Here is a 12407-nt window from a genome sequence, read left to right as displayed (position 1 = left end):
TTCTAAAGGCTTTTGTTTTATCTATTTACTTATTACAAATACTACTGACGGAGAGTTTTCTTCGTCAAATTCTTCTTTTTTGAAGCTTCCGTAGATTTCGTATTTTAGTCCGAGTGTATTTACAAATGAAATTATGTCGTCAACCAATAGAGGAACTAGAAGTTGAGTATTTTCAAAACTTTCATTTTCTGTAGTAAGAACTGTATTAAAACGGATTTTGCTATTTTCTCTATAATAATTTCTTGTGAATTTTACTTTTGTTCCAAGTGTTGGTAATGCTCCAAGAAATAGGTCATGTTTAAGGATAAATGGTTTAAAATTTACCCAACTTAATACTAATTTTCCATCTTCTTTTAAAAGTTCAAGAGTTTTTAGTATAAAGCTACATATTTGATTTATGTCTTCCAAATGGGCAATTGTTGTTCCAATGCAATAGCAAACGTCAAATTTTTCTTCAAAGTCAAGTTCAAGCATATTCTTCTCATATACTTTAAGTCCTTTTTTCCTTGCTTCATTTACCATGCTTTCTTCTAGGTCGATACAAGTAACATTTTTACCTAATTCTTCCAGGTTTTTTGCAACAAGTCCTGTTGCACAGCCAATGTCTAAATAGTCCTTTCCTTCTGAAATGCTATTTAAGAAATTTAGTTGTGCTTCATTTTTTGGAAAAATATCTTCATAATATTTACATATTTCTTTATAAAACTTATTCATATAATCCTCCACTCCCAAATATAGTTATGTATTAATTATACCCATTTTTACAAAAACAACTTTCTTATTAAGTTGTTAGCATTTTAAATAATTTTGTGGTAAAATATAAACGAATAGATTTATTTTTTTAGGAGGCAATAGATGAAATTTTTTATTGACACAGCTAATGTTGATGAAATAAGAGAAATTAGCAAATGGGGAATTCTTGATGGAGTTACAACAAATCCATCTTTAATCGCAAAAGAGGGAAGAGATTTTGTTGAAGTTATAACTGAAATCACTTCAATTGTTGATGGACCTATTTCAGCAGAAGTTATCAGTCTTGAAGCAGAAGGAATGGTAAAAGAAGCTAGAGAACTTTGTAAGATTAATAAAAATATTGTAATTAAAATTCCAATGACTGAAGAGGGATTAAAGGCTGTTAATGTTTTAAGTAAAGAGGGTGTTAAGACAAATGTTACTTTAATTTTCTCTGCAACTCAAGCACTTCTTGCAGCCAAGGCAGGAGCAACTTATGTAAGTCCTTTCTTAGGAAGACTTGATGATATAAGTTCTGATGGAATGATTTTAATTGAAGATATTTTTGAAGTATTTAGTAATTATGCAATTACAACTGAAATCATTGCTGCATCTGTAAGAACTCCTATGCATGTTCTTCAAGTAGCTAAGAGCGGTGCAGATATTGCAACAGTACCTTATAAAGTGTTCAAACAAATGTTAAAACATCCACTTACTGATATAGGAATTGAAAAGTTTTTAAAAGATTGGGAAAGTGTTAAATAATAGGAGGAAACTATGGATAGAAATTTAAGTTTAAATTTAGTCAGAGTTACAGAAGCTGCGGCAATTCGTTCATCTTACTTTTTAGGAAAAGGAGATAAAAATGGAGCAGACGGTGCTGCCGTTGAAGCCATGAGATCAATGTTCAACGAACTTCCAATGGAAGGAACTGTTGTTATCGGTGAAGGAGAAATGGATGAAGCTCCTATGTTATATATCGGAGAAGTTGTAGGTAATGGACAACAAGGTGCTACAAAAGTTGACATTGCAGTTGACCCAGTTGATGGTACATCTCTTGTAGCAAATGGATTACCAAATGCGATTGCAGTTGCTGCATGTGCGCCTAAGGGATGTTTGTTACATGCTCCTGACATGTATATGGATAAAATTGCGGCTGGTCCTTTAGCAGTTGATTGCATACATATTGATTTACCAATTGAAATGAATATTAGAAGACTTGCAACAGCCTTAGGAAAAGAAGTTGGTGAAGTTACTGTAAGTATTTTAAATAGAGAAAGACATCAAGATATTATTGATAGAGTTAGAAAACTTGGTGCTAGAATTAAACTTTTTGAAGCTGGAGATATAGCACAAGCTATTGCAACTTGTATTGAAAACAGTGGTTGTGATTTAATGGTTGGTATTGGTGGAGCTCCTGAAGGAGTTTTAGCTGCTGCTGCAATTAAAGCTTTAGGTGGTGTTTTCCAAGGAAGACTTGTTCCAGCTGATGAAGAAGAGTTTAAGAGATGTGAAGCTATGGGACTTGAAGATCCACTAAAAGTTTTAGAAATGAATGACTTAGTAAAAGGTGATGAAGTTCTATTTGCAGCAACTGGAGTAACTGACGGAGAATTATTAGACGGGGTTAGACATATCGGTAATGATAGAGTTAAGACTTACTCAGTTGTAATGAGAGCTGAAACAGGAACAGTTAGAAGAATTGAGGCAACTCATAGAATTTCTAAAAAACCTGAATATACAAAGATTAAGAGATAGTATGAATATAGAACTTTTAAAAGGAAAATATCTTGACGAATTAAAAACTATTGCAAAGTCCTATGGAATTGCAAATGTTTCAAAGTATAAAAAGGATGAGTTGATTTCTGAAATTTTAAAAGCTGATAATGGCTTTGAAAGCGAAGATTCTGAAAAAATTATTATTAATGAACCAGATGAAAATGATTCAAAGAGCAATACTACAACAGTTTGTGGACTCATTGATATAACAGCAGATGGTTATGGTTTTTTACGTTCAAATGGCTATGATTCTGGAGAGGAAGACACTTATGTTTCTCCAACTCAAATAAGAAGATTTAGACTTAAAAAGGGAGATAAGATTTTAGGATTAACTAGAGAAAGAAAAGAAACTGAAAAATTTTCTCCACTTATCTATATAAATGAAATAAATGACATTAAGGTTTCTGAACTAAAAGCTAGAAAAGATTTTGATGATTTAATTCCAATTTATCCAAATGAAAAATTTACTTTGGAAACAAAAAAAGAAGAGGTTTCAACTAGGATAATTGACTTTATAGTTCCTATTGGAAAGGGACAGAGAGCTTTAATTGTTGCTCCTCCAAAGGCAGGAAAGACAAGCCTACTTCGTTCAATTTTAAAAGGTATAGAAATCAATAGTCCAAAGAGCAAGATTTTTGTTTTACTTATTGGAGAAAGACCTGAAGAAGTTACAGAAATGAAGAGATTTACAAAAGCTGAAGTAATTGCTTCAACTTTTGATGAATTGCCTCAAAATCATATAAGACTTGCAGAATTTGTACTTGAAAGAGCAAAAAGACTTGTAGAGCTTGGAGAAGATGTTGTTATTCTAGTTGATAGCATAACAAGACTTTCAAGAGCTTACAATGTAAATACACCTTCCTCTGGAAAAACTCTTACAGGAGGACTTGATCCTTTTGCATTGCATAAGCCAAAAAGATTTTTTGGATCTGCGAGAAATGTTGAAAATGGTGGAAGTTTAACTATAATAGCGACAACTCTTGTAGATACTGGAAGTAAAATGGACGATATGATTTATGAAGAATTTAAGGGAACTGGAAATATGGAAATTCATTTGAGTAGAAAACTTTCAGAACTTAGAATTTTCCCTGCCATAGATATTTATAAATCAGGTACTAGAAAAGATGACTTACTTTTGAGTGAAGAAGAAATTCAATCTGCAAATTTAATTCGTAGAAAACTTTCAAATACAAATACAAATGAAATTATGGAAAATCTAGTAAAAAACATAAAGAAAACTGAAAACAACGAAGAATTCTTCAAAGCTATCTTAAAAAATAATTAAAAATTTAGTTTCAATTTGAAACTTAAGGAGATTTTGATGAAAATTTTAGTTGTGTATTATTCCTATTCAGGAATAACTAGGAGATTAGCGGAAGATATTGCTTTAATCACAGACGGAGATTTATTGGAATTAAAACCACTAAGACCTTATTCTTTTTCATATAATACTGCTGTAAAAGAAGCTAGAATTGAAATTGATAAGGGATACTGTCCACCTCTAACTGAAGAAATAGGGAATCTTGATGATGTAGATGTATTTTTTATAGGCTCACCTAATTGGCTTAAGACTTTTGCACCACCAGTTCTTACTTTTTTACGTTCTGCCAACTTGGATGGCAAAATAATTATTCCTTTCTGCACTCATGGTGGTGGGGGATTTGGAAGAATGATTGATGATATAAAGAAAGAATGTAAAAATTACGTAGTAAAAGATGGATTAGCCTTAAGTGGATTTTACGATTTTGATGAATTACAAAAATGGTTAGAAAATAATTTATAGAATTAGGGATTTTAAAAAACTCAACTTTGAAAAAAGCTGAGTTTTTGTTTTTATCTATTATTTATTTATGATTTGACAGTCCAAATTTGTTTAAGAAATGGAATATTAGGCTTAATACTACTGCGACCATACTTGCAAGAACCATTCCTTTTAATTCCATTCCGAAGAAATTAATTGATATTCCACTAAGTCCTGTTACGAATACAACTGAAGTTAAAATCAAGTTTTGGCTATTTGAGTAGTCAACTTTTGAATCAACTAAAAGTCTTATTCCTGACGTACCAATCATTCCATAAAGTAAGAATGTTATTCCACCGATTACATTTCCAGGTATGCTTTGAATTAACATACTTAAAGGTGCTATAAATGCCATGCAGATTGAAACTACTGCTGCACCTGCAATTACATAAACTGAGTACACTTTCGTAACAGCCATTACACCGATATTTTCTCCGTAAGTTGTTGTTGGAACGCCACCAACAAGAGCAGATAGCATAGTTGAGAAGTTATCAGCAAAGATACTTCTATGTAAACCAGGATCTTCTAAAAGATTATGACCTATTATATTACTAGTTACAACTTGGTGACTTATATGTTCGGAAGTTATTACAAGTAATGCTGGAAGCATTATTAAACTTGCTTTGAAGTCAAAAATAGGGAATTGAAAATCTGGTATTGTAAATAATGTTGAAGAAGTAACTGCTGAAAAGTCTATCATTCCAAAAGCAAGAGCTGCAATATATCCACAAATAATTGCTATAAGTATAGGAATAGTTCCTAAAAACTTTCTAAATACTACTGAACCTAAAATCGCAACAGAAAGTGTTATTAAGAACACATATACATCAGCATTAGTTGAAGTTTCAGTCAATATATTTGCACCAATTTTTCCACCTCTTATTGTATTTCCTGCAAGCTCAAGACCTATAAGAGATACAACAGCACCCATTGCTGCAGGTGGAAGTACTATATTTATCCAATCTGTTCTGAATTTATAGATTATATACGCCAGAATACAACCTAGAAAACCAGTAGTTGCAAAAGCACCAAGCGCATATCTATAACCCATAGTGTTTATGATAACACCGCCAACTCCCAAAAAGGCAAAGCTTGAACCTAAATATGCAGGAGCTTTTCCTTTTGTGATAAAGATAAACAACAATGTTCCAATACCATTCATCAAAAGAACAATACCAGGGTTAACATTGAATAGAATAGGAACTAAAACAGAAGCTCCAAACATAGCAAAAGTATGTTGCAAACTTAAAGGGATAAGCATTGAAAAAGGAACTTTGTCCCTTACGCCAATAATTTCTTTGTTATTCATAAAACCTCCATAGACTTAAGTCTAAAAAATATATAAAAAAAATGAAATAACAAAAGTTATTCCATTAAAAATTAAATATAATATTTTTTAAGACAAAAAGTCTGTTATTAAAATTGAAAAAAGGAGTCGTCAAAACAAAATAAAAATAGTTAGATTTATTTGTAACAAAAAGCTTAACTAAATTTGTCATAACTAACCTCCTTAAATTTATCTTCACAATTATACATCATAAAAAGGAAAAAGTAAAGTTTTAAATTGCATAAATTTATTAAAAATTAAAGATTTTATTTTGACTTTTAGTATGATATAATTAAATTTACCATAAACAATTTAAAAAGAGAACTTAATTTCATCATACTTAACTGCTAAAAAAGTTATAGAAATGAAAAGTATGATATAATTTAATTAATTATGTATAGTTAAAAAAAGAGTTTTATTTTACTATAAATATTTAGGAGTAAGAAATGAAAGATTATTTATCTAAAGTTAAAAAATATATTATTCTTCAAGTAGTATTGGATTTTATAGGAGTTATTTGTTTAGCATTAACTCCATTGATTCAAAAGTGGTTATTCGACTATGGATTGCAAAGTACATCAAGTCAAATATTTTTAGCAATTCTATTATATGCTTTATTACTTGGAATTTATTCACTAATGCAATATTTTTGCATTTTAGTAGCATTTAAATCAGGAATTTCGTTTGAAACAAGACTTAAAAAGAATTTTTTTGATAAAATTTTTAATATGAATAATAAAGTTTTTCACGAAAAACCAATAGGGGAATATATTTCTATTCAATCAAATGATATTACTGCATTAGAACAAGATTATTTACAACCTATTGTAGATGTGATTCGTTCTGTAAATATGATGTTGATTTATGGAGTTATTATCTTTATGAATATCAACTATAAAATTGGTCTAGTTGTAGTTTTATCTTCTATTTTTGCAATTTTTATTCCAAAGATATTCGGAAAAATGTTAGATAATAGCAGAAGTAATTACCAAAGGCATCTTGGAAAATATACTTCAACTATTTCCGATTTGCTTGAAGGTTTTGGCTTAATAAATTCTAAAACGATTGAAAATATAAAAAACAGACATAATGAAATTCTACATAAAACTGCAGATAAAAGATATGAATTTGGAAAGAAAAAGGCACTGGTACTTGGATTAAGTGATTTAATGACTAAAATGGTTAGGGCTTTTACTTTTGCGATTGTAGGATATTTATTCTATAAAAAGGAGATAACTGTAGGTGTTGCAATAGCGACATTAAGCTATTCTTCAGCTTTTATTGACCCTATTGATAGCTTGCTATATGATATTACGGCTATCCGTTCAGTAAATTCTACAAAACAAAATATACTTTCATTTTTAAATAAAAAATCAGAAACAGAAAGCAAAAAAGAATTGGAAAAATTTAAAAATGAGCTGATTTTTGATAATGTAAATTTCACAGTTGATAAACTACAACTAGAAGATATAAACTTAAAAATAGAAAAAGGTAAAAAATATGCAATTGTTGGTAAATCAGGTGCAGGAAAGTCAACTTTTTTAAATTTATTACTTGGAATACACAAGCCAATTCGGGGGGAAGTAAGTATTGACGGAGAAAATGTAACAGAGCTTAATTTATCAAATTCATTGCTTTATATGAGTCAACATGAGCATATTTATAGTGCATCTGTAAAGGAAAATATAACGGTCTTTGATTCATATTCTTATGATTACATTCCTAATAATGCTCATGAAATTTCAATAATCAATGATATTCTTAATAGAAATACTACAGACTGTTCAAATTTTAGTGGAGGAGAGAAAAGAGTTCTAGCACTACTTCGTATATTGTGTAGAAAAGGAGATATATTAGTTTTAGATGAACCTTTTACAGGTGTTGATACAGAAAGCATCTCAAAATTAGAAGATGTTTTATTAAAATCTGATCAAACAGTATTGATTGTAACTCATAATACATCAATTGAACATCTTAAAAACTTTGATAATGTGATTAAAGTGATAGATGGAAAGGTATTTATGGAAAGAATTAATTAATAAAACATTTAATAAAAAACGACAAATCTTCAAGATTTGTCGTTTTTTTATATGATTATTAAATTTATTTTCTTTTTAATATTGGTGATATTCTTTTGTATAATAATGATGTTACTATTGAAGTAACAGCTGTTTTAACTAAGTTAAAAGGTAATATTGAGAATAACATTAATGTAAAGTAACTTTTTACAAGTGGATTTATCTTTGCAACCATTCCTACAAAAGCATTTAAGTCAATCTTTAAAAGTTTTGCATAAAGTGGGAAAATAACAAAATAATTGCTTAATGTTGCAACTAAAGACATTGTAATACTACCTATTACAAGTCCTAGTAAAGCAGATTTTTTGCTTTTATTGTGTTTGTAGATAAAAGCTGTTGTTAAAACTAAAGTTGATGAAACTATTAAGTTTGAAAGCTCTCCAACATAAAAAGTTTTTGTTCCATTAATTATAATATTTAATAAAAGCTTGATACAAACGATTAAAAATCCTGCAAGTGGTCCCATTGCAAATCCACCTATTAGAGCAGGTAGCTCTGCAATATCTATTTCCATAAAAGTTGGTGCAAATGGTAGTGGAACTTTAATAAACATCAAAAGTACGGATATAGATGCAAGAATTGCAATTTTTGTGATTTCTGAAATACCAAATTTTTTATTCATAATAACCTCCTAAATTTTAGCAAAAAAAAATGCCATCTTTAGGGCATGACAATTTCTTCTCTCATCCAGACTTTAACTGTCGGTATTGGAATTTCACCAATTCAGCATAATGCTCGCAGACTTTACTGCCGGTGAGGAAACGACCCTCGCCCTGAAGACAATTTGAGTATATCACAATAAATAAGCATTGTCAATAAAAGATAAAAATTTTTTAACTTTAATAAGATATCCTTATATATAAAGCTGTATTCATAAGGAACGCTAATCAATTGTCAAAATATTTGCAATTTATTTTTTTATGGTATATAATTTAATAGCACAAAATTTATTTTATGGAGGCAATTTATTATGAAAATGCTAAAAAAGATTTTTGCATTCGTACTATTGTTCTCGATAGTATTTAGTTCTATTGGAATAAGTACATATGCAAAAGAATCAAGTGCTCTAACGGAAGTTGTGGATTCTAGTATTACATCTCCAGAAGAAGATGGAAAGAGAGTTTTCACACTTAAAGGTTCTGATTTAGAGGATAATGATATTAAGGCAAAGGTAGTTGTTAAAGGTCAGACAGAACGTCTAGCAGATGTCGAAAACTCAATTACTTTTTCTGAAGACACTAAGGAAAGTTCAAGTAGAAAGGTAGTTACTTTAACTTTTCCAAAAAATGAAACTGCAAAAAGTATACAATATGAAGTTTCTTTTAGTGTAAACGGTGATAATGGTTCATTCTATGAAGAATTTAAAAAAGTTGTTAGAATCAGAAAATCTACAACAGATAATGGTGGAGTAGTAACTCCAGTAGAACCAGTATTTCCAAGACCTGTTATTGAAAATGCGATTGTAAATGTAGATTCAGATGTTGAAAATCTTTCAGCAGAAGGTGGAGAAGTTAATCTAACTGTATTTACTAAGAGAATTAATGATAAACACATTTCTCCAGATAAAATAAAACTTCAAGTATCATTAGATGGAGTTGTAACAGATTTAGGAAAAAATGTAGAAGTGAAGGGTGAAAAAGCTAAAAAGACAATGACTTTAAATTTCCCTAAAAATACTACTACAAAAGAACAAGTTTATACAATTAAATTTAATACTATTGGAGTTGATACAGAATATCAAGACGAACCAATTATAACTATTAAAGTTGCTCCTGGTGAACAAATAATTGAAGAAAATGCAATTGTTAGAGTTACGCCAGAAAATCAAAACTTACCTACAGAAGGTGGAAAAGCTAATTTAGAATTAATTACTAAAAGAGTTAATGATAATCATATTACTGCTGACCAAGTAAAGGTACAAGTATTATTAAATAATGTTGATACAAACTTAGGTAAAAAAGCAGTAGTAGAAGGAGATAAAGCTAGAAAGACAATCTCAATAGATTTTCCTAAAAATAATACTACTAGTGAACAAGTTTATACTTTAAAATTCAATACAAATGGATCTGAAACAGCATTTCAAGATAATCCAACAGTTACTGTAACTGTTGCTCCTGGTGCTGAAGAAAATAAAATGGTAATTAATGAGCTTAAAGCAAAAATTCCAAATATGCCAAAAGATGGTGGAGTTAATACTATTACTGTTAAAGGTGAAAATTTAGAGTCTGATAAGCTTAAACTTGAAATTTTTAAAGTTGAAAATGGTGTTGAAACAAAAGTTAATATGCCATATACTTTTAATGGTACAAGTAAAGTTCAAAGTGCTTCTTTAGATTTCCCTAAGGCAACTTCAAATAAAGAAGAAGTTTATAAGGTTAAATTAAATGATAAAGAAGTTACTGTTACTGTAGGTGGCGAAGAAAGTGGTGAAATCATTGATTTACACCCTAGTAATGTATATATTGACAATACTAAAACAAAAATAACTTTAAAATTTGATGAAAAAATATTTACAGTTAAGGATGTTGAAACTTTAAAAGCTGGAATTTCATATAAGAAAGAAACTTCTGATATTTTTGCAAAATTAAAAGCAGAAGATAAGGTAGAAATTGTTGAAGATAAAATTGTTGTAACTTTAGCAAATCCAGTTGAAATTAAAAATGGTGCAGCAATTAGACTTGAAGAAAGAATAATTAAAGATGCTAATAACAGAGAAAATAGAGCTGTTGAACAATTTATCAAAGGCGCTCTACCAATAGTTAATGAAGCAAATATTGTTGAGGGCGAAGTTTTAACTAAAATTGGTGGAAATGTAAAAGTAAAATTAGTTGGTGAAAATTTAAGTGAAGCTGTAATGGTTAAAATCTTAAAGAATAATAAAGATAAAACTTCTAATTCTGAAATTACAGATACAGCAAATGTAAAAGTAGAAGTAGTAAATAATAAAGAACAAAATATAACTTTTGTTTTACCACAAAATTCTACTGAAAAAGCTGAAACTTATTCAGTTATGGTATCTTTAGATAAAGGTAAAACATATTCTTCAGCAATTGGAGTTAATATTTTACAAAATAGAGCAAAAAGATTAGTTGCAACAGTTTTACCAACAGAAAAATTGACTGATAAGCCTATTTTAAGCTTTATGTCAATCCAATCTTATGGAACAACAGGTGGCGGAACTGAACATCCTGATGTTACTCATACTTTCACTCCAGTTGGCCAAGAAAGTAAAAAGACTTGGGTTACTATGTTTGGAGCTAATTTCAATAAAGCATTAACTAAAATTAAAGTAGTTGATGAAAATGGAGTAGAATGGTATCCATTACAAAATGAAGGTACTTCTGATAGTATGGACAACTTTATTATGGTAAGTCCTGATGGTACTGGAATTTACGGGAATGGTAATACTCAAATGTTTGAGCTTATTTGTCCAAGAAATATTACAAGTCCATCAAATCCAAATGGAGATGTTACTTTTAAATATTTAGTAGCGGTTGATGGAGTAAACTTCGACCAAGAAATTTTTGTAAAAGCAACTGTTGTAAATGACCAAGTTGGGAAAAAAGAAAATCTTACTCCTGATGAAATTTCTGAAGTAAAAGTTAAACATGAAACAGCTGATGGAAAAGTAGCTTTTCCTGAAACAACTGTTAGAGGTTACAAATGGTCTAAACTTAGATCTTTTAATGTAAGACCTATTGAAAATAATGAAGATTTTGACGCTATAAAATATAAGGTTGTTAGAGCTGACGGAAGTATTGAAGAAAAAGAAATTGGATATATTCATGAAGAAAAAGTTAAAGATATTAAAGAAGTAACTTTTATTTACAAGAGTAAAATAAATCCAGAAGAAGAAATAACACTTACAGATGAAGAAACAAAGATTTCTGTAACAGGAAAAAATCTTGTTGGAAAAGAAATAGTAGTTAATAAAGTAGATATAATTAAGTCAAAAGATGTTGTTGTTTTTGATATTTACTTTATAGATTCAGTTACAAAAGAAAAAGTTCAATTACCAATAGATGAATATACTGTTAAAATTCCAAAAGAAAATGGTCGAGAAGCTATTAAGGTATTCTATTTGAATGATAATAACGAGAATAAAGAAATTGAATTTACACAAGACGAAAGTTTTGTAACATTTGTAGCGACTCACTTCTCTAAATATGGAGTAGAATATAAGGCAAAAAATCCAGAAAATCCAGAAACATATAATTGGGTTCAAAATGATGATGGATCATGGACATACCAATCAGCAGATGGAAAAGTAGCTGTAAAAGATAGCTGGAAATCAATAGATAATGAATGGTATAGATTTGACAAAGATGGAAAAATGCTATCAAATCAATGGTTTGAAGAAAATGGAAAATGGTACTATATTGAAGCAAATGGAACAATGTCTAAAAACGAATGGATAATCGTTAATGGAAAATGGTACTATGCAAATGCAGATGGTAGAATTTCACAAAACGAATGGGTATTGGTAAATGGAAATTGGTACTTTGCAAATGCAAGTGGACGTATTGCTGATAGTGAATGGTTCATGGTAGGTGGAAAGTGGTATTATGCTGAAAAAGGCGGACTAATCGCACAAGGCAAAACTCTTAAAATCAACAATGTAAACTATACATTTGACTCAAATGGTGTATTAGTTAAATAAATAATAGTATTAAAAACTCCGATAATATAA

At 29.6% G+C, this 12407-nt stretch carries 9 protein-coding genes and 1 riboswitch; of the genes, 6 read left to right on the top strand and 3 right to left on the bottom strand.

Annotated elements, in window-relative coordinates; all coding sequences use genetic code 11:
• Positions 1–21 precede the first annotated feature (21 nt).
• Entirely contained in the window at positions 22–714 is a 693-nt protein-coding gene (locus tag ACLGL0_RS03250) for a class I SAM-dependent methyltransferase (protein ID WP_411013609.1), read from the bottom strand.
• Positions 715–855: 141 nt separating this feature from the next.
• Between ACLGL0_RS03250 and fsa the strand changes: the two genes are divergently transcribed.
• From fsa to ACLGL0_RS03230, 4 genes are read left to right on the top strand one after another with little or no spacing between them, the layout of a single operon-like run.
• Positions 856–1497, top strand: coding sequence for a fructose-6-phosphate aldolase (gene fsa / locus ACLGL0_RS03245; protein WP_411013608.1), 642 nt, complete (start codon positions 856–858; stop codon positions 1495–1497).
• Between the two features lie 12 nt (positions 1498–1509).
• Positions 1510–2490 carry a class II fructose-bisphosphatase gene (gene glpX / locus ACLGL0_RS03240; protein WP_314558618.1) on the top strand — a complete coding sequence of 327 codons (981 nt, stop codon included), beginning with the start codon at positions 1510–1512 and terminating at the stop codon, positions 2488–2490.
• Position 2491: 1 nt separating this feature from the next.
• The gene (gene rho / locus ACLGL0_RS03235; RefSeq protein WP_411013607.1) at positions 2492–3796 is read left to right on the top strand and encodes a transcription termination factor Rho; all 1305 of its coding nucleotides are present in this window, start codon (positions 2492–2494) and stop codon (positions 3794–3796) included.
• A gap of 36 nt (positions 3797–3832) precedes the next feature.
• A complete protein-coding gene (locus tag ACLGL0_RS03230; RefSeq protein ID WP_411013606.1) occupies positions 3833–4294 on the top strand; it encodes a flavodoxin in 462 nt (153 codons plus the stop codon).
• A gap of 61 nt (positions 4295–4355) precedes the next feature.
• Here the strand turns inward: ACLGL0_RS03230 and uraA are convergent, their stop codons facing one another.
• Complete coding sequence (uraA, locus tag ACLGL0_RS03225; RefSeq protein WP_411013605.1) at positions 4356–5621, bottom strand: uracil permease; 1266 nt, start codon at positions 5619–5621, stop codon at positions 4356–4358.
• A 464-nt stretch (positions 5622–6085) separates the two neighbouring features.
• Between uraA and ACLGL0_RS03220 the strand changes: the two genes are divergently transcribed.
• Positions 6086–7678 (top strand): ATP-binding cassette domain-containing protein, encoded by a 1593-nt coding sequence (locus tag ACLGL0_RS03220; RefSeq protein WP_411013604.1) that lies wholly within the window; start codon positions 6086–6088, stop codon positions 7676–7678.
• 64 nt (positions 7679–7742) lie between these two features.
• Here the strand turns inward: ACLGL0_RS03220 and ACLGL0_RS03215 are convergent, their stop codons facing one another.
• Positions 7743–8339 carry an ECF transporter S component gene (locus tag ACLGL0_RS03215; RefSeq protein WP_411013603.1) on the bottom strand — a complete coding sequence of 199 codons (597 nt, stop codon included), beginning with the start codon at positions 8337–8339 and terminating at the stop codon, positions 7743–7745.
• Positions 8340–8388: 49 nt separating this feature from the next.
• Positions 8389–8502, bottom strand: a riboswitch (FMN riboswitch).
• A 185-nt stretch (positions 8503–8687) separates the two neighbouring features.
• Between ACLGL0_RS03215 and ACLGL0_RS03210 the strand changes: the two genes are divergently transcribed.
• Positions 8688–12377, top strand: a complete 3690-nt coding sequence (locus tag ACLGL0_RS03210) for an N-acetylmuramoyl-L-alanine amidase family protein (RefSeq protein ID WP_411013602.1) — start codon at positions 8688–8690, stop codon at positions 12375–12377.
• Positions 12378–12407 lie beyond the last annotated feature (30 nt).

This window comes from Parvimonas pharyngis (genome assembly GCF_046569675.1).
Taxonomy (GTDB): Bacteria; Bacillota; Clostridia; order Tissierellales; family Peptoniphilaceae; genus Parvimonas.
This window is presented reverse-complemented; position numbering and strand designations above follow the sequence as displayed.